The following is an 18,146-nucleotide window of genomic DNA, read 5'->3' as shown; positions in this document are numbered from 1 at the left end:
GCATCGCCGACCCGGCCGGGCAACGGCGGCCGCGTCCCGCGTCGAGGACGCGAACAGACCAACTTGGCGCGCGAGCCTGCCGCATAGTGTTGGATGGCTGAGTGGCAGATATCAGCCGTAGCCGGACCATAGTGGCCGAGCCGCAGGCGATTTGGAACGTACTCGCCGACTTCGGCGCCCTGAGCGCGTGGGCTGACGGCATCGACCATTCGTGCGTGTTGAATGAGGGCCCCGACGGGGAGCCGGTGGGCACCACCCGCCGCGTACAGGTGGGCCGCAACACCCTGGTGGAACGCATAACCGCGTTCGACCCGCCCACCTCGCTGGCTTATGACATCGAGGGCCTACCCAACCGCCTCCGCAAGGTGGCCAACCACTGGAGGTTGCGCCGAAGCGGTAACGCCACCATCGTGGATCTCACGAGCACGGTAGAGGTCGGGACCAGCCGGCTGGCTCAGATGGCGGAGCGGGTTGCGCTGCGCGTGCTGGCCAAGCAGTCCGACGCGATGCTTGCCGGATTGGCGAGCCGATTGGAGAAAACGCATGCCTGAGGGCCCCGACATCGTCATCATCATGACCGACGAGGAGCGCGCGGTTCCCCCTTACGAGTCGGCCGACGTCCTGGCTTGGCGGCAGCGCACCCTCACCGGCCGTCGCTGGCTCGACGAACACGGGGTGAGTTTCGCCCGGCACTACACCGGATCGCTGGCCTGTGTGCCGAGTCGCCCGACGATCTTCACCGGCCAGTACCCCGACCTGCACGGTGTCACGCAAACCGATGGCATCGGCAAACGGTTCGACGACTCCCGGCTGCGCTGGCTGCGGGCGGGCGAGGTACCGACTCTGGGCAACTGGTTCCGCGCGGCGGGATATGACACCCACTACGACGGCAAATGGCACATCTCGCATGCCGATCTGGAAGACCCCGACACCGGCCTCTCGCTGGCCACCAACGACGACGACGGCGAGATCGACCCGGCCGGCCGTACAGCGCTACCTCGACGCCGACCCGCTCGGCCCGTACGGCTTTTCCGGCTGGGTGGGCCCCGAGCCGCATGGCGCGGGCAACGCGAACAGCGGTTTCCGTCGTGACCCGCTGATCGCCGATCGAGTTGTTGCGTGGCTCGAGGACCGCTATGCGCGCCGCCGTGCCGGCGACGAAGCGGCGCTGCGTCCGTTCTTGCTGGTGGCCAGCTTCATCAACCCGCACGACGTGGTGCTGTTCCCGGCCTGGGTGCGATTCGGCCCGTTGAAGCCGTCGCACCTAGACCCCCCACATGTGCCGGCACCACCCACCGCCGACGAGGACCTGAGAACAAAGCCGGCCGCACAGATCGCATTCCGGCAGGCGTACTACACCGGATACGGCGTGGCACCGGCGATCAAGCGCACCTACCAGCGCAACGCGCAGCGCTACCGCGATCTTTACTACCGCTTGCACGCCGAGAACGACGGGCCGATTGACCGGGTCCGCCGCGCGGTGACCGAGGGCGGATCCGACAACGCCGTCCTGGTCCGCACATCCGACCACGGTGATCTGCTCGGGGCTCATGGCGGGCTGCATCAGAAGTGGTTCAACCTCTACGACGAGGCCACCCGGGTTCCGTTCGTCATCGCCCGAGTCGGCAATGAGGCGACCACGGCACGCACCGTTTCGGCCCCAACATCGCACGTCGACCTGGTGCCGACGCTGCTTAGCGCGGCCGGCATCGACACCGAGGCCGTCGCCGCAAACCTTGCCGAATCATTCACCGAGGTGCACCCGCTGCCCGGTCGGGATCTGATGGCGGTGGTCGACGGGGCCCCCGCCGACGAAGATCGAGCGATCTACCTGATGACACGCGACAACATGCTCGAAGGCGACACCGGCGCATCGCTGCTGTCCCGACAGCTGGGACGCACGGTCAATCCCCCAGCGCCGCTGCGCATCAAGCTGCCCGCGCACGTGGCCGCCAACTTCGAAGGGCTGGTGGTGCGGGTCGAGGACTCCGACGCCCCCGGAGGCGCCGGCCACTTGTGGAAGCTGGTGCGCACCTTTGACGACCCGGCAACCTGGACCGAGCCCGGGGTACGTCACCTGGCCAGCAACGGTGTGGGCGGCGAGACCTATCGCACCGACCCGGTGGACGACCAGTGGGAACTCTACGATCTGACTGCCGATCCAATCGAGACCGACAATCGTTGGACCGACCCCGAGTTGCATGAGCTGCGTCAGCATCTGCGGATGCAGCTCAAACAGCAGCGGGCCTCGTCGGTGCCGGAGCGCAACCAGCCGTGGCCCTATGCCAATCGACAGCCGGAGACCGGTGAGTCGCAGGGCCCGATTCGTCGGCTGCTGGGCCGAATCGGGAGCTAGCCAACGGCTCCACTGCGCGGGCTACGGCTGCTCTTCCCCCAGCAGGGCACGGGCCAGGTCGATGGGCTCGATCTCGACTCCCGCGAGATCGGCGTTGTAGTCGGGGCCCAGCATCTCGCCGCTCTGGTGCATGTGCTGAAGCGGCCCGGCCAGGAACTGGTCCAGCTCCAACGCCGCCGGCTCGTATGCCGCCCACGCCCCTGTGGCGTGCTGGCGCGCATAGGCTGCAGCCGAATAGACCAGATGCACGGGGATGGGCTCGTCGTCCTCGGTCACGTAGTGGTTCGATTCGACCCACGCTCCCCGCGCCTCGGGTCCAATCAGCACCCAGAGTTCGCCTGATGTGCGCACCCTTTCGACGAAGCGATGATAGCGGGCTTGCAGGTCCGCGTTCAAGTGGAGATTCACGCCACCACCCTAGCTCGCCGATCCCGACGAAAGTCAAGCAATATAAGCACAATTCAGCATGAATGACCGAAATTACGCAAATTACAATAATTTTCGGCGCATCACGGCTACAGGTCCCGTCCAGATCCGGGTATCGGCACGAAATCTGAATAACCACAACCACTTTGCGCAGACAGAGGCCTGCCCCCACACTTGACTGGGTTGCGGTCTTATCCCAACTGGACCAGTTCGGATTCCATCTGGTCAAGATATCTCAACGTCTGGTCGCGAGGCTCGGTCGGCAATCCCAGCAGGACTCGTTCGACCCCCAGCGGCAGGTAACCCTCGAGGTCGCTGACCTTCGTCTCATCCGACAGGCACACCGTCACCGCCACGTCCTCACCGGCCAGCGAGCGCAGTTCTTCGAGCGGACCGGCCAACAGCTGCGGCGACGGGCTAATCGCGATCCATCCGGCACCTAGGCGGGCGATGCGGCCAAAGCTTGCCGGCCCTCCCCCGATGTACAGCGGCGGATGGGGCTTGGTCACCGGCTTCGACCAGCAGCAAATTGGGTCGAAATCGACATATTTCCCGTGATATTCGGCGTTGTCCTGGGTCCAGATCTCGATCATCGCGCCCAGCCGCTCATCGGTGACCCGTCCTCGCACCGCCGGATCAACACCGTGATTGGCGACTTCTTCTCGCAGCCACCCCACACCCACACCGAAGCAGAACCTCCCGCCGGACACCACGTCCAGCGATGCCACCTCTTTGGCCGTCACGATCGGATCCCGCTCGGGGATCAACGCGATGCCGGTGCCCAAGACGAGTGACTCGGTCGCCACCGCCGCCGCCGTCAACGCCACGAACGGATCCAGCGTGCGGTAATACTTGCGCGGAATTGGCCCGCCGGGCGGATACGGGCTCTGATTGTTTACCGGGATGTGAGTGTGCTCGGCGAGGAACAGCGACTCGAACCCACGCTCTTCGAGTGCCGCGCCCAGCTCCGCAGGGCCGATGCCTTCATCGGTGACAAACGTCAGGACTCCGACACGCATGCTTGCTCCTACCCGAGTTGGGACGCACTGGCTTCGGTGGCCGGCCGCGCGGCACCCCAGAGCCCCACTCCGATACCGACGACTGCGCCGCCGAGGGCGACGATCTGCTGTAGCCGTTTCAGCTCGTCATGCACGCTGATCCCGCCGAGCAGGTCGGCTGCGTCCGCGCCAGCCGAAGCCAGGAACCAGCCACGGGTGTTCTTGCCGCGCACCGCAGCTGTCGCCAGCAGCCCTCCGATGAGGGCGTCGCGATAGCCCATCGACCGCAACAGCAGCCGCGCCGTCGGCGACGACTCCTGCGCACCCGCACCCCAAAGCCGGTTCGCCCGTACCGGGTCGACGAGAAATGAGATACCGGAGGCACAACGCAGACTGCCCGCAACCAGCGCGGCACGATCGATCGACATGGCACGCAAGCCTAGGAGGTAATCATCCGACAGGGAATGGACACGCCCGAGTGGCTGACCCGTCCGTAGGCTTGGTGAGATGAGCACTGCACCGGATCTGACCATCGCTCTGCAAAGCCACTTCTTGCGGGACTTGCCGGAGCTGGCCGTTCGCTGGCAGGCCGAGGTGCCGCCAGACGCGCGGCTGCTGGTGCTCAACGAACCGTTGGCGGGCGAGCTCAAACTCGACTCCACGTGGTTGCGCAGTTCCGAAGGAGTCCGGTTCCTGGTCGGCAGTCTGCTACCCAGCGGAGCGGTTCCGGTGGCGCAGGCCTACGCCGGGCACCAGTTCGGCGGGTTCGTCCCGCGGTTGGGCGACGGCCGCGCCCTGCTTCTCGGCGAGATCGCCGATACCGATGGGCGCCTGTACGACATTCACCTCAAAGGCTCCGGGCGCACCCCGTTCGCCCGCGGTGGCGACGGCCTGGCCGTGGTTGGGCCGATGTTGCGCGAATACATCGTCAGCGAGGCGATGCACGCGTTGGGCATCCCGACAACGCGGTCCCTGGCCGTCGTGGGTACCGGGCGCCAGGTTCAGCGCGAGACACCACTGCCCGGCGCCTTGCTTGTCCGGGTCGCCCGTAGCCACCTGCGGGTGGGCAGCTTCCAGTACGCGGCCGCTACCGGCGACGTCGAGTTGCTGCGGCGCCTCGCCGACTACGCCATCGCCCGCCACTACCCCGGCGCCGCGGATGCCGAGCGCCCCTACCTCGCGCTGTTCGAAGAGGTGGTCGCGGTCCAGGCCGCACTGCTGGCGCGCTGGATGTTGATCGGGTTCGTGCACGGGGTGATGAACACCGACAACATGACCATCTCGGGCGAAACCATTGACTACGGGCCGTGCGCCTTCATGGAGGCCTACGACCCCGAAACGGTGTTCAGCTCGATCGACCACTGGGGCCGCTACGCCTACGCCAACCAGCCCGTCGTCGCGGGCTGGAACCTGGCCCGCTTTGCCGAGGCCCTGCTGCCGCTGCTCGCCGACGACATGCAGGAGGGCATCGCCCTCGCCGAGAAGTCCTTCGGGGTATTCCGCACCCGCTACGACGCCGTCTGGTGCTCCGGTATGCGAGCCAAACTCGGCTTGCCGGCGGTGACCGAGGCCGAGGTGGTCAAGCCCCTGGCCGACGAGCTGCTGCAGCTCCTGCGGCAGGGCCAGGTCGACTACACCTCGTTCTTCCGGCACCTGGCGGCAGCGGCCCGTGGAGATGGCGGCGCGGCCCGCGCAATGTTTGACGCCCCAAGCGGATTCGACGACTGGCTGTCACGCTGGCAGAACCTGGGGCCGGATGCCGAATTGATGGACGGGGTCAATCCGATCTACATCCCCCGCAACCATCTCGTCGAGGAGGCTCTGACCGCGGCGACCGACGGCAACCTCGATCCGTTCCGCCGGCTCTTGGATGCGGTCACGGACCCCTATGTCGAAAGGCCTGGGCTCGAGCGCTACGCCGGCCCGGCGCCCGAGGATTTCGGCGCCTACCGGACCTACTGCGGCACCTGAAGCCCGCCGCGGACGCCACATTCTCGGGCGTTGCACCCGGCCAGGTCGCGCCAACGCCTAGTCTGCACGTACCCGGCCGCACCTGGCTGGGCCTGGCTGAACCCAACTGAGCAATGCCGCGCCCGATCGGCATCACCCGAGCGGGAGAAGGAGCGTAGGGATGACGTGGGAGATCGTGATGTTGACCATGTGCTTGATCGGCGCCGCCGTGGCGGCGTTGCTGTGGAAGTTCGCCGGCAATGACAAAGCGCGCCTACGCGGCAAGATCGTGACCCTCGGCGCCCTTGGGGCGGCGGTCCTGTTCTTCCTGATGGGCTGCTTCACCATCGTCGGGACCCGGCAGATCGCGATCGTCACCACCTTCGGCCGCCCCAACGGGGTGAGCCTGAACAACGGCTTCCACGGCAAATGGCCCTGGCAGATGACCCACCAAATGGACGGCGCGGTGCAGATCGACAAGTACGTCAAGGAAGGCAACAGCGACCAGCGCATCACCGTGCGGCTGGGCAACCAATCCACGGCCCTGGCCGACGTCAGTATCCGCTGGCAGCTCAAGCAGTCGGCCGCACCCGAACTCTTCCAGCAGTACAAAACCTTCGACAACGTGCGGGTCAACCTCATCGAGCGGAATCTGTCGGTTGCCCTCAACGAGGTGTTCGCCGCATTCAACCCACTGGACCCGCAAAACCTGGACGTGTCCCCTCTGCCCAACCTGGCCAAGCGAGCCGCCGACATCATGCGCCAGGACGTGGGCCGCCAAGTCGACATCTTCGACGTCAACGTTCCGACCATCCAGTACGACCAGGGCACCGAGGACAAGATCAACCAGCTCAACCAGCAGCGCGCGCAGACCTCGATCGCCGTGGAGGCGCAGCGCACCGCCGAGGCTCAGGCCAAGGCCAACGAGATCTTGTCCCGCTCAATCAGCAACGACCCCAACGTTGTGGTGCAGAACTGCATTACGGCCGCGATCAACAAGGGCATCAGCCCGCTGGGCTGCTGGCCGGGCAGCTCGGCTCTGCCGACCGTCTCGGTGCCCCCCGGACGGTAGCCATGCACAGATGATCGCCATGAGAGGGTTGATCTGATGCACATTCCGTTCGCCGAGTTGATAGGCGGCCGTTTTGCTCGCCGTCACGCCGCACTGGATCTGGTCGACAAGATCGATGCCGAGACTCAGGACATCGATGATTCCCTCGACACCGTCGATCTCCCATCGGCCGAGCCGGCCCAGCTGCTGCAAAAGATGGAAAGCAGGCTGATCCGGCAGCACCTGGCCAACCCGGGCGTGTTGAGCGACGAGGAGCTGCGCAAGCTGCGCTACATCCTCAACTTCGCCAGACTCGCCGACTTCGAACCGGGAGCCGCGGGTCCGGGCGGCAGCCGCGGACGCGGTGACATCTCGGTGGGCGCCGAAGTCGCTCCGTGGCGGTCCCGGGTCAGCGACACCCTGTATGGACCGCTGCGCGAAGAGCCAGATCCGATCACCGCGCTCAAGGCCGCACGCACCGCGCTCGACGGTTTGTCCGCCGACCAAGACGACCAACGGCGAGTGCTGATCGAACGCCACGGCAGCGACTTCTCTGCGGCCGAACTGGACTCCGAAGTCGGCTACAAGAAGCTCGTCACCATCCTCGGCGGCGGGGCGGCGCGGGGTTCGTCTACATCGGCGGCATCCAGCGCCTCCTGGAGGCCGGCCAAACGCCTGACTACATGATCGGGTCGTCGTTCGGGTCGATCATCGGCAGTCTGGTGGCGCGTTGCCTGCCGGTGCCGATCGACGACTATGTGGAATGGGCCAAGACGGTGTCTTATCGCGCCATTCTGGGCCCCGAGCGGTTGCACCGCCGCCACGGCTTGGCCGGGATGTTCGCCCTGCGCTTCGACCAATTCGCGCTATCGCTGCTCAGCCGTGAAGACAACATCCGGCTCCGCATGTCAGATCTGACGATTCCGTTCGATGTCGTGGTCTCCGGCGTGCGAAAGCAACCGTATTCCGCACTGCCATCCCGGTTTCGCCGTCCGGAACTGGCGGCGCTGCAACTGCGCTCACTGCCCTTCCAGCCCATCGGCATCGGCCCGCTGGTCGCAGCCCGAATGTGGCAGGTTTCCGCCTTCATCGACTTGCGGGTGGTCAAACCGATCGTGGTCAGCGGCGATGACCCCGATCGCGACTTCGACGTCGTCGACGCGGCGTCGTTTTCGTCTGCCGTTCCCGGCGTGCTGCACCACGAAACCAGTGATGACCGCATGCTCGACATGCTCGATGCCCTCTGCGCCGACCAAGACATCGCGGCGATCGTCGACGGCGGCGCGGCCAGCAACGTGCCGGTCGAATTGGCGTGGAAGCGGGTGCGTGACGGAAAGCTCGGCACTCGCAACGCGTGCTACCTGGCCTTTGATTGCTTCCATCCGCAGTGGGACTCCCGGCACATGTGGCTGGCCCCGATTACCCAGGCGATCCAGCTGCAGATGGTGCGCAATTTACCGTATGCCGACCACCTGGTCAGGTTCCAGCCGACGCTGTCACCGATCAACCTGGCCCCCTCGGCCGGCGCCATCGACCGTGCCTACGAGTGGGGCCGCAGCAGCGTCGAGGACGCGATTCCGGTGACGACGGCACTATTGCGGCCGACGTGGTGGGAGGGTGATGGACCGCCGGTCGCCGAGCCCGCCGAGCACGCGAGTTCGGTGGCTTCATCGATGAGCTCGGTGATGGCGGCGATACACGCACCGACGGGCCGATTCGCCAGGTGGCGTGACCGTCACCTCACATAAAGCGGGCGCCCGCCGTTGGCCCGCATCGGGTGACGGAGTCGATGGCTACCATGGCCCTCATGGCCGAGCCGGTCCCGGCTTCCGACAAGACCGCCGCACTCGACGGCGACAAGACGGCAGCCGTCCCCAGTCCCGCACCCACCGACACGGTCGAGACGGCCTGGTCGCGCGAACAGGACGTCAGCGACGTCCGCGACCCCGGCCCAGACCTCCCCGATGTCCCGGACATCCCCGATGGTCGCGGCGAGGAGCTTGCTGCTGAACCGGCGTCGCTCGTCCAGTCCTGGCGCACCACCTTGGCCAGGGCCGCGGCCCTACTGTTGCTCGGTCTCGGGTTTGCGGCGGTGATCGTGATCGGTGGCTGGGCCCTGTCCACGGAGAGCTCGCCGGGCAAGGCCTCGAAGCCGCGGTCGTTCACCCAGATTGCGCCAACGCCGACGTCCGCCCCAACCACCACGACGACGATCGCCTCAACTCCTGAGCAGGACAGCGCCTACATCGCAGCGCTCAACGACCGGGGTATCTCCTTCGCCAATCCCAACGCAGCGATCTACAACGGCAAGTTGGTGTGCGAGAACTTCCGTCGTGGGCTCACTGTGGACGAGATCGTCGCGGCATTTCGTTCGAGCAATCCGGCCCTCAGCAACCACGCTGGCGACTACGTCGACATCTCGATGCGCACATATTGCCCGTAAAAGTCGGCTCATCCCCCTCACCCACAATGCACTGCCGCGCAGGTAGCTAACACATGTCCGACATTGCAGCGACGATGAAATGTCGGCTGCGGGTGTCCCGGAAGCGCCTGGTGGGTACCTACGGATCTATGACGCATCCGAACAGCCCGGGCACCCGCCGCCAGGCGGACCTGAGTAGCCGGCTTACGCGGCGCCGGCACAAGCTTGCTCCGGATCCTGGCATTCGGCGTGCCATCCTGGTCGCCGCGTCGATGTCGGTTCGCGAACATGGGGTTCGTGGACTTAGCGTCGCGACCGTCCTGGACCGGGCCCAACTCAGCACCCGGGCGTTCTACCGGCATTTCGAGTCGAAAGACCAACTGGTAGCCGCGATGTTCCTCGAGGTCGCCCGGGTCGAAGCGGTGCGGCTCAGAACGCTCATGGCCAAAGCGACAAATCCGATCGAAGGAGTGGCTGCCTGGATCGACGGCCGCCTCGACTTGGCTTTCGACGACGCGGTCAAGGCGGACCTGCGTCACCTGTCCATGGATGCTCAATCACATCTGCTCAACGCCCCCGAGCTGGTCGAACCCGCATACGCCGAAACGCTTGAGCCGCTCATCGAGCAGCTTCACCTCGGCGTGGCCCAGGAAGTGTTCCACGACGTCGACCCGCACAGCGAGGCGCGCTCCATTCAGGGCGTGGTGTGGGCCAACACGGAACAGCAGTGGGCCTCCGGGGATTGCCGACGCGACGAGGTTCGCGAGAGCACGGTGCGATTTTGCCTGCGCGGACTGGGCGTTGCGCCGGACACCATTGCGCAGATCACCGCGCCAGACTGACATGTGAGGCGCCCTCCCGCAGAGGAGATGCGATGGACCTGGGCTTCAGCGGTTCCAAGGCCGTCGTCACCGGAGGCAGCAAAGGCATGGGCCTGGCCATCGCCGAAACCCTGGCCGCCGAAGGAGCCAGCGTGGCGGTGATCGCCCGTGGCAAGCGGGCACTGGACAGCGCCGTGGAAAGGCTAAGTCAGGCCGGCGCTCCCGACGCGATGGCGATCAGCGCGGACATGGCCGACGCCGCATCGATCACCAGCGCCTTCGCCGCCGTCTCCGAACGCTGGGGGCAACTCAATTGCCTGGTGCACACGATCGGACCGGGCGACGGGTACTTCGAGGAACTCGACGACGCCGCTTGGGATGCCGCGTTCACGCTGGGCACGATGTCGGGGGTCCGGGCGATTCGCGCCGCGTTGCCCTTGCTGCGCGCCGCGGACTGGGCCCGCGTTGTGACGCTGTCCGCGCACTCGATTCAGCGACAGAACCCACGCCTGGTCGCCTACACGGCCTCGAAGGCGGCCCTGTCCAGCGTGACCAAGAACCTGTCGAAGAGCCTGGCCAAGGACGGCATCCTGGTGAACTGCGTGTGCCCGGGAACCATCGTCACGGCCAGCTTTACCGAACAGCTCAAAGACCTGCTGGCCGCCGACGGACTCGATGCCACCAACCCGTACGACGTCATGGCCTGGATTGACAAATACTTTCACCAGCCGTGCGATCTGGGCCGCGCCGGCCTTCCCGAGGAGGTCGCTTCCATCACCGCCTACCTGGTGTCGCGGCGCAACGGCTATGTGACCGGCGCGACGGTGAATGCCGACGGCGGCTCGGACTTCATTTGACGGCGCACGCCGGCGCCTAACCCACCCGACGAAACGGCAGCAGGTGCACGAGCGTGACCGCTACTGCCCCGACAATCAGTCCGAGCGCCGCCGACACGCCGGTATTGACCAGCCAGGCCACGACGGTACCTAGGGACCCGACCGCGTGGCGCACCTGTTCATCGAGATGATGCACCAAGCCGTATGGGGTGTGCCAACCGATCTGATCGCTGCCCACCAACAGGATGTGGCCACCCACCCACAGCATCGCAACCGTTCCGACCGCCGCGATCATGGACAACAACCTGGGCGTCCCAGCGACCAGGGCGCGACCGAGCCGCTGCCCGAACCGAGACGACGTCTCGGCCAGCCGCAGCCCAACATCGTCCATCTTGACGATCGCCGCCACCACCCCATACACCGCGCCAGTGATCACCAGCGCAACGACGATCAGGACGACAAGCCTTGGCAGAAAAGCCAAGTCGGCCACTTCGCTGAGCGCGATCACCATGATCTCGGCGGAGAGGATGACGTCGGTCCGGATCGCCCCGGTCACCACTTGCTGTTCGTCTTTCGGCCTCCTGGCCTGGGAACCGTTGCCGCGCAGCGCACTCCACAGTTTCTCCGCGCCTTCGTAACACAGGTATGTGGCGCCGAGCATCAGGATTGGACTCAACAGCCACGGCACGAACTGGCTAAGCAGCATCGCGCCGGGAAGGATGAACACCAACTTGTTGCGCAGCGAGCCGAGCGCAATGCGTTTGATGATCGGCAGTTCGCGCTCGGCGGTGATGCCGTGCACGAATTGTGGCGTTACCGCGGTGTCATCGACCACTACGCCTGCCGCCTTGGCGGTCGCGCGAGCCGCGGCCGAACCGACGTCGTCCACCGAGGCCGCGGCCAGCCGCGCCAGGGCAGCGACGTCATCGAGCAGCCCGAACAGGCCTGCGCTCATCGGCTCTCCCCATGGCGACCGAGGTTACCGCGTGTTGCCGAAGTCGTCGGTGCGGGCAATCGACCCCTCTGACCGGCGAGTGCGGCCTCAAAGTGCGGCGCGAAATGGCCCAACGCCGCACCTACCATGCCTCTCGCGGGGCTTTTATCTGCTTACCGGGAAATTTTTCGAGGAATCGCCACACGGGACTTGTGCGGCATAGGTGATGGGGTTTACAGTACTTACCAGCACCACTTCTCAGAGATTCAAATCGAAGTGGATCCGCAGCCCCCTTAAAAGGAGTCCCGGACTCAGCAAAACCCGCATCCCCCTCAAAAGGAGGCTCGGAAAGTTTTGCATGGGCTATATCTCGCCGTGGCTTGTCGAATTCCCCTTTCCTGGGGAATTCGATTAGTCCAATTTCGGCTATGCCTTGTTCCGATCCTTTTGGGCGTGCGATGGAAATGTCGCCCCTCCAGTCGAGAAATTACCGGAGGAATCGTGACTCAAGACCACATTGTGACTGAGCGGCCACCTGCGACCAGGAACGATACCGCGGGCAACGCAACCGCCCGCACGTATGAAGTCCGCACTCTCGGCTGCTTGATGAACGCTCACGACTCCGAGCGCATGGCGGGTTTGCTTGAAGACGCCGGGTACATCAAAGCCGACCCGGGCGCGCCTGCAGACCTGGTGGTATTCAACACCTGCGCGGTGCGTGAAAACGCCGACAACAAGCTCTACGGCTCGCTAGCGCACCTGGCTCCGATCAAGGCGAGCCGGCCCGGCATGCAAATCGCGGTCGGCGGATGCCTGGCCCAAAAAGACCGCCACATCGTGCTCGACCGGGCACCATGGGTTGACGTCGTCTTCGGCACACACAACATCGGCTCACTGCCGGTGCTCTTGGAACGCTCTCGGCACAACCAAGACGCGCAAGTCGAGATTCTCGAATCACTGCGGACATTCCCTTCGGCGCTGCCCGCGGCACGGGATTCAGCCTATGCCGCGTGGGTGTCGATCTCGGTGGGCTGCAACAACAGCTGCACCTTCTGCATCGTCCCGTCGCTACGCGGCAAGGAAGCCGACCGCCGCCCCGGCGACATCCTCGCCGAGGTGCAGGCCCTGGTAGAGCAGGGCGTGCTGGAAGTAACCCTGCTCGGCCAAAACGTCAACTCCTACGGCGTCAATTTCGCAGACCCGGACCCTTCGACGGGCGAGGCACCACTGCCTAGGGATCAAGGTGCGTTTGCGCAGCTGCTACGCGCTTGCGGCCGGATCGAGGGTCTAGAGCGCATCCGGTTCACCTCACCGCACCCGGCCGAATTCACCGACGACGTGATCCTGGCGATGGCCGAAACTCCGGCTGTGTGCCCGCATCTACACATGCCGCTGCAATCGGGTTCGGACCAGATCCTCAAGGCCATGCGCCGCTCCTACCGGCGCGATCGCTACCTGGGCATCATCGATAAGGTCCGTGCCGCGATACCGCACGCGGCCATCACCACCGACATGATAGTCGGCTTTCCCGGCGAAACCGAACATGACTTCGAGCAGACCCTCGACGTGGTACAAAAAGCGCGGTTCACAAGCGCATTCACCTTCCAATACTCGCCTCGGCCGGGCACATCCGCGGCGGACATGCCCGACCAGATTCCCAAGAACGTCGTCCAGCAGCGCTTCGAGCGGCTGGTGGCGCTGCAAGAGCGAATCTCCTTGGAGGGCAACCGATCCCTGGTCGGGACCCGGCAGGAACTGCTAGTGGTCGCAGGAGAGGGCCGCAAAAACGCCACCACGGCGCGAATCAGCGGGCGGGCCCGCGACGGCCGACTCGTCCACTTCCGTCCGGACAGCGCCGACGGTTCGGTCCGGCCGGGTGACTTGATGGATGTCGAAATCACCGATGCCGCACCGCACCATCTGATCGCAGACGGGCCGCTGCTGCAGCATCGCAGGACCCCCGCAGGTGATGCCAGCGAACGCGGCCAGACCCCGACAACGCGTGGCGTCGGGCTGGGGGTACCCCCAGGCTCCGGCGTTGTTGATTAGCAGGCTTGTGAGCTGGGTTGATGATCTTTGGTGCCGCGCTATTGGGGCCGGAGTGTAGGCACGGGCTATCTGGAGAACGATCGAGTTGGTTACTGTTCGTCGTTGGTCTGGAGTTGCCCGTGCCTACCGTTTCAGTATTGCCTGTGTCGTCGGTTCCAGAGGTGTTCGACCGCTGGAGTCCTGGTGAGCGCAGCGAGCTCATCGGATCGGAGTTTCTCGATGTGTTGGCCTCGGTGCCAGACCCGAGGGACCCACGCGGTCGGAGGTATTCGCTGATGGCTTTGTTGGCGATCGCGGTTCTGGCCACTGCCGCGGGGATGCGCGGCTATGCTGGTTTTGCCACATGGGCGGCCACCGCTCCCGATGATGTGTTGGCCCAATTAGGGGTCCGGTTCCGGCGGCCCAGTGAGAAGACCTTCCGCGCTGTTTTGTCTCGGCTAGACCCCGCCGACCTCAACGCCAGGATGGGCAGTTACTTCACTGCACACGTGGCCAGCAGCGACCCCAGTGGATTGGTGCCGATCGCGTTGGACGGCAAGATGCTGCGTGGTGCTTTACGCGCCAAAGCGACAGCCACGCATCTCGTGTCGGTGTTCGCCCACCGTGCCCGATTGGTGCTCGGTCAACTCGCTGTCGCCGAGAAAAGCAATGAAATTCCCTGCGTACGTGCCCTGCTCACGCTGCTGCCGGGTAGCTTGCGGTGGCTGGTCACCGTGGATGCGATGCATACCCAGGTCGTCACCGCGAAGTTGATCTGCGCCACCTTGAAGTCGCACTACCTGATGATCGTCAAGTCCAACCAAGCCAAAATACTTGCGCGTATCACCGCGCTGCCCTGGGCCGAGGTGCCCGCAGCCGCTACCGACGACTCCCGCGGCCACGGCCGTGTCGAGACCCGCACCCTGCAAATCATCACCGCTGCACGAGGAATCGGCTTCCCCTACGCAAAACAAATCATCCGGATCACTCGTGAACGCTTGATCACCGCCACCGACCAGCGCAGCGTGGAGGTGGTCTATGCCATCTGCAGCCTGCCGTTCGAGCACGCCCGCCCTACCGCGATCATGACCTGGATGCGTCAACACTGGGGAATCGAGAACAGCCTGCACTGGATACGCGACGTCACCTTCGACGAAGACCGTCAAAGGGCACATACCGGAAACGGCGCACAGGTCCTAGCAACGCTACGCAACACCGCGATCAATCTGCACCGCCTCAACGGCGCCGACAACATCGCCGAAGCCTGCCGGATCACCGCTTTGACCGCCAACCGCCGCCTAGACCTCCTCAATCCACAATTCCCCAGCTCACAAGCCTGCTAATCAACAACGCCGGAGCCCTGGGGGTACCCCGAATCACGGTTGCCCAAGCCCAAATCCCCAGTTCCGGTACGCATCCCGACACCGCGTGCCGTTAGCGGCGGGGGCCCACCGATGAAGCTCCTGGCCTTTACCGCACCTACGCCGCTTTCTCCCCCGCTACCCGTGCGGCCGCAGCGGTGGACAACCACGGACGGCGACTGTGCAAAGTCACTGCCGCATCGAAGTCCTTGCGCAGCCAACAGCAGTGGGCGATTGGCATTTTCAAGTGAGGGAGGGTGATCGACTTGAGTACTGGTGAGATAGTAACCGGCTTGAGTGAAGCGCGGCGGATGTCCATTGCCGCGCTCTACGACCGGAAGACCCGCGATTGCGACGGGCTCAACGCAATGCTCGCGTCGCGCGATGGATTGTTTTTCAATCACAACGGCATCGACCTGCCGGACGGTCCGGCGCCGATGCAGGAGAAGGCTCGACTGGACTGGTTGCACCGCTCCGAGGCCGAGCTGGTCAGCTTTGGCCTGAAGTTCCTCGGTAAACCGCCTTCGGATGGCACCGTGCTAGATGCCGGCTGTGGGGCCGGGGGCGGCGCGATCATGATTCACCAGCGATTCGGGTGTGCCGTGGAAGGCGTGACAGTGTCGCCTGAGCAGGCGCGGTTCGCCGCCGCAACGGCCCTGGTGCGCGGCGTGGAAGACCAGGTCAGGTTCAGGGTCGGCGACATGCTCGAGGTTGACCGCCGCTTGGGTTCCGGCCAGATCCGACACCGCTATCAAGCCATGTGGGCGTGCGAAAGCACTGAGCACGTCGATGATCTGGGGTTGATGTTCACCACGTTTGGCCGAGTGCTGGTCGCGGGTGGGCAAATTGTAGTGGTCGCGTGGTGCGCGGGCCGGGGTCGGGCCGCCGAAAGCGTCAAGCAGCGCGTCGATGACCAATACTGCACGAACATTCACGAGCCGGCCGACTACCGGCGAGCGGCAGACGAGGCCGGGTTGATCACTTGTCGGCAGGTGGATTTGACCGGACTCACCGTCCCATACTGGAAGACACGGCTGGAGTCGGCGCACGTGACCGGCACCGAAGAGTTGATGCATTCGGCATTTGCGCAGCGGCTGATGACATACGAGTTGTTTTCGTTCAAGACGCCAGGCGAACCGTGACCGATCACGACTGTCCATCCCGGCTGGGATCAACGCCATCGCGTAGGCAACCGGCCCCGCCCTACGGAATGTGACAGACACCATGTTGGCCCGTTTCGACCCACACGATCAGCAGCTGCGCGACGATCCGTACGCGGTGTACGCGACCTATCGTCAGGCGGATCCGGTGCATTGGGGACAACCGTTCAAACCCGGCGACAACGGATGCTGGTACCTGTTTCGACACGATCATGTCGTTGCGATGCTGAGGGACCCTCGGTTTCGCCGCAAATTGGTTCCGGCCGATCCTCTGGCATCCGGGCGAGTGTTTGGCGCGCCCCGCGGTTTCGCCGAATTGCCGGGTCGGCTGTTGCTGTCACTGGATCCGCCCCATCATGGGCGTCTGCGTTCCATCGTGGCGCCCACGTTCACACCTTCGGCAATCGAGTCTTACCGGATGATCGCGGCCAAGGCCGCGGATCGGCTGATCGACGGGCTCGACGAGGCGACTGCGTTCGACGTGATCGACAACTATGCCGTTCCTCTGTCAATGACATTGATAGCAGCGATGCTGGGCTTGACCGCCGACGAGTTGCATCCGGACCTTCCGGTGTGGGTCTCTCGGTTTGGCGATGGGTTCGATCTGCGCAAGGAACCTGCGGCCATAGCGAGAGCCGACGATGCCGCCGCGAACATGTTGTGGTTCTTCGAGACCGCCGCGGCCAGCCACGATCGGTTACGACCGGGGCTGATCAGCGCCCTGATCGCGGCCCGCGAGGCCGGTCAGCTGACGCACGAAGAACTGCTGGCCCTTTGTGTGCAGCTCATGTTCGCCGCACACGGGACGACGGTTGCGCAGATCGGCAACATGATCGCGGATCTGTGGACGCGCCCTGACCAGCTGGCATTACTGCGGGCGCATCCGGAGCTGATGGCAGCTGCGGTCAACGAGAGTTTGCGTTTCAACGGCTCGGTTCAGTCCACGGCGGCACGCAAGCCCATCGAAGACGTCACGCTCGGCGGCGCGCACATTCGTGCGGGGCAACCGGTGATCGCCTTCGTAGGCGCAGCCAACCGGGATCCGAAGGTGTTCGAGGAGCCGGACCGACTCGACATCACCCGTGCCCGAGGCGCAGCGGTCATGTTCGGCGCTGGAATTCATTACTGCCTTGGGGCACGCTTGGCCCGCCTCGAATGCCAGATCGCAGTAGGAACTCTGATGCGTCGGCTACCACGGCTGACATTGACCGAGAGGACCCAACTGCACCGCCACACCAACATCGTGTTGCCCGCGCTGTTGCACCTGAAGGCAGTGACGGCGGCGTGATCCCGTCAGCGAACCGCTTGCGCTTGTTCTCCTGGCCGCGGGGCAAGGCGCTGCACAGCTGCCTGTACGCGGAGGTGCAGCAGTTTTACGCACGGCAGATGAGGCTACTGGACCTGCGTGACATCGGCTCCCACGCAAAGACGTTCACCAAGGACGCCACGTTCGAGCACATCCCCGGTGCCGGCCCGGTCTCGACACGCGCAGCAATCGAGAAAGCCCTGCTGAAGTGGGACAGCAGAGCTGGGGATGCGATTCAACGACGGCACTGGTTGTCGATGATCGACTTGGCGTCGCGTAGTGCCGGCGTGATCGAGGCATCTGCCTATCTGATCGAAATCAACACTCGTCCCGGTACCAAGCCGGCGATCGCCCAAAGTTGCGTGATCCACGACAAGTTGACCCGCGTCAGCGGACAACTTCTGATCAGTTCGAGGAAGGTACTGGAGGACGGTCTGTGACTCGAGACCTGCCGGCACAACGCACGGCCAGCCGAATCTACGACCTGCACAGCGGCG

The 18,146-nt window shown here is 64.8% G+C and carries 15 protein-coding genes and 2 pseudogenes; 13 read left to right on the top strand and 4 right to left on the bottom strand.

Annotation, left to right across the window (positions count from 1 at the left end):
- Nucleotides 1–101: 101 nt before the first annotated feature.
- Nucleotides 102–551 carry an SRPBCC family protein gene (locus CKW46_RS10655; RefSeq protein WP_041298957.1) on the top strand — a complete coding sequence of 150 codons (450 nt, stop codon included), beginning with the start codon at nt 102–104 and terminating at the stop codon, nt 549–551.
- A pseudogene (locus tag CKW46_RS10650) lies at nt 544–2,356 on the top strand (sulfatase-like hydrolase/transferase). The gene CKW46_RS10655 and the pseudogene CKW46_RS10650 overlap by 8 nt, the downstream one beginning before the upstream one ends.
- 21 nt (nt 2,357–2,377) lie before the next feature.
- Here the strand turns inward: CKW46_RS10650 and CKW46_RS10645 are convergent.
- From CKW46_RS10645 to CKW46_RS10635, 3 genes are all read right to left on the bottom strand, one after another.
- The gene (locus tag CKW46_RS10645; RefSeq protein WP_012393412.1) at nt 2,378–2,764 is read right to left on the bottom strand and encodes a DUF2750 domain-containing protein; all 387 of its coding nucleotides are present in this window, start codon (nt 2,762–2,764) and stop codon (nt 2,378–2,380) included.
- Nucleotides 2,765–2,973: 209 nt separating this feature from the next.
- Nucleotides 2,974–3,801 (bottom strand): LLM class F420-dependent oxidoreductase, encoded by an 828-nt coding sequence (locus tag CKW46_RS10640; RefSeq protein WP_482053138.1) that lies wholly within the window; start codon nt 3,799–3,801, stop codon nt 2,974–2,976.
- A gap of 8 nt (nt 3,802–3,809) precedes the next feature.
- Entirely contained in the window at nt 3,810–4,208 is a 399-nt protein-coding gene (locus CKW46_RS10635) for a DUF4267 domain-containing protein (RefSeq protein ID WP_012393410.1), read from the bottom strand.
- Between the two features lie 79 nt (nt 4,209–4,287).
- Here CKW46_RS10635 and CKW46_RS10630 point away from each other — a divergent pair, with 79 nt between their 5' ends.
- The 6 genes and pseudogenes from CKW46_RS10630 (at nt 4,288) to CKW46_RS10605 (ending at nt 10,881) form a co-directional block, all read left to right on the top strand.
- Nucleotides 4,288–5,751, top strand: a complete 1,464-nt coding sequence (locus CKW46_RS10630; RefSeq protein WP_015355017.1) for a protein adenylyltransferase SelO — start codon at nt 4,288–4,290, stop codon at nt 5,749–5,751.
- Nucleotides 5,752–5,911: 160 nt separating this feature from the next.
- Nucleotides 5,912–6,802, top strand: coding sequence for an Rv3090 family protease (locus tag CKW46_RS10625; protein ID WP_117435816.1), 891 nt, complete (start codon nt 5,912–5,914; stop codon nt 6,800–6,802).
- A 36-nt stretch (nt 6,803–6,838) separates the two neighbouring features.
- Nucleotides 6,839–8,529 (top strand): annotated as a pseudogene (locus tag CKW46_RS10620) (patatin-like phospholipase family protein).
- A 59-nt stretch (nt 8,530–8,588) separates the two neighbouring features.
- Nucleotides 8,589–9,224 (top strand): DUF732 domain-containing protein, encoded by a 636-nt coding sequence (locus CKW46_RS10615; protein WP_499019111.1) that lies wholly within the window; start codon nt 8,589–8,591, stop codon nt 9,222–9,224.
- Nucleotides 9,225–9,277: 53 nt separating this feature from the next.
- Nucleotides 9,278–10,045 (top strand): TetR/AcrR family transcriptional regulator, encoded by a 768-nt coding sequence (locus CKW46_RS10610; RefSeq protein WP_482053135.1) that lies wholly within the window; start codon nt 9,278–9,280, stop codon nt 10,043–10,045.
- 32 nt (nt 10,046–10,077) lie between these two features.
- Entirely contained in the window at nt 10,078–10,881 is an 804-nt protein-coding gene (locus CKW46_RS10605) for an SDR family NAD(P)-dependent oxidoreductase (protein WP_015355012.1), read from the top strand.
- Between the two features lie 16 nt (nt 10,882–10,897).
- Here the strand turns inward: CKW46_RS10605 and CKW46_RS10600 are convergent, their stop codons facing one another.
- Nucleotides 10,898–11,815 (bottom strand): DUF808 domain-containing protein, encoded by a 918-nt coding sequence (locus tag CKW46_RS10600; RefSeq protein WP_015355011.1) that lies wholly within the window; start codon nt 11,813–11,815, stop codon nt 10,898–10,900.
- A 585-nt stretch (nt 11,816–12,400) separates the two neighbouring features.
- Between CKW46_RS10600 and miaB the strand changes: the two genes are divergently transcribed.
- The 5 genes from miaB (at nt 12,401) to CKW46_RS10575 (ending at nt 18,089) form a co-directional block, all read left to right on the top strand.
- Nucleotides 12,401–13,843: a tRNA (N6-isopentenyl adenosine(37)-C2)-methylthiotransferase MiaB gene (gene miaB / locus CKW46_RS10595; protein ID WP_499019109.1), complete on the top strand. Its 1,443-nt coding sequence runs from the start codon at nt 12,401–12,403 to the stop codon at nt 13,841–13,843.
- Nucleotides 13,844–13,962: 119 nt separating this feature from the next.
- Entirely contained in the window at nt 13,963–15,165 is a 1,203-nt protein-coding gene (locus CKW46_RS10590; protein ID WP_420811867.1) for an ISAs1-like element IS2404/ISMul1 family transposase, read from the top strand.
- Between the two features lie 275 nt (nt 15,166–15,440).
- Nucleotides 15,441–16,325: a methyltransferase domain-containing protein gene (locus tag CKW46_RS10585; RefSeq protein ID WP_482053133.1), complete on the top strand. Its 885-nt coding sequence runs from the start codon at nt 15,441–15,443 to the stop codon at nt 16,323–16,325.
- Between the two features lie 70 nt (nt 16,326–16,395).
- A complete protein-coding gene (locus CKW46_RS10580; RefSeq protein WP_482053132.1) occupies nt 16,396–17,631 on the top strand; it encodes a cytochrome P450 in 1,236 nt (411 codons plus the stop codon).
- Nucleotides 17,628–18,089: a nuclear transport factor 2 family protein gene (locus tag CKW46_RS10575; RefSeq protein WP_012393399.1), complete on the top strand. Its 462-nt coding sequence runs from the start codon at nt 17,628–17,630 to the stop codon at nt 18,087–18,089. Before CKW46_RS10580 ends, CKW46_RS10575 begins: the two co-directional genes overlap by 4 nt.
- The last annotated feature ends 57 nt before the right edge of the window (nt 18,090–18,146 follow it).

Origin of the sequence: Mycobacterium liflandii, from assembly GCF_022354805.1 — a bacterium.
In the GTDB taxonomy this organism is placed as follows: domain Bacteria; phylum Actinomycetota; class Actinomycetes; order Mycobacteriales; family Mycobacteriaceae; genus Mycobacterium; species Mycobacterium marinum.
The sequence above is the reverse complement of the archived record's forward strand: the minus strand, read 5'-3'. Positions and strand labels throughout refer to the sequence as shown.

Bases quoted from the DNA above. Each gene is read 5' to 3' on its own strand.
- CKW46_RS10640 (WP_482053138.1), bottom strand. From the start codon at position 3,801: ATGCGTGTCGGAGTCCTGACGTTTGTCACCGATGAAGGCATCGGCCCT.
- CKW46_RS10635 (WP_012393410.1), bottom strand. From the start codon at position 4,208: ATGTCGATCGATCGTGCCGCGCTGGTTGCGGGCAGTCTGCGTTGTGCC.
- CKW46_RS10630 (WP_015355017.1), top strand. From the start codon at position 4,288: ATGAGCACTGCACCGGATCTGACCATCGCTCTGCAAAGCCACTTCTTG.
- CKW46_RS10625 (WP_117435816.1), top strand. From the start codon at position 5,912: ATGACGTGGGAGATCGTGATGTTGACCATGTGCTTGATCGGCGCCGCC.
- CKW46_RS10615 (WP_499019111.1), top strand. From the start codon at position 8,589: ATGGCCGAGCCGGTCCCGGCTTCCGACAAGACCGCCGCACTCGACGGC.
- CKW46_RS10610 (WP_482053135.1), top strand. From the start codon at position 9,278: ATGTCCGACATTGCAGCGACGATGAAATGTCGGCTGCGGGTGTCCCGG.
- CKW46_RS10605 (WP_015355012.1), top strand. From the start codon at position 10,078: ATGGACCTGGGCTTCAGCGGTTCCAAGGCCGTCGTCACCGGAGGCAGC.
- CKW46_RS10600 (WP_015355011.1), bottom strand. From the start codon at position 11,815: ATGAGCGCAGGCCTGTTCGGGCTGCTCGATGACGTCGCTGCCCTGGCG.
- miaB (WP_499019109.1), top strand. From the start codon at position 12,401: ATGAACGCTCACGACTCCGAGCGCATGGCGGGTTTGCTTGAAGACGCC.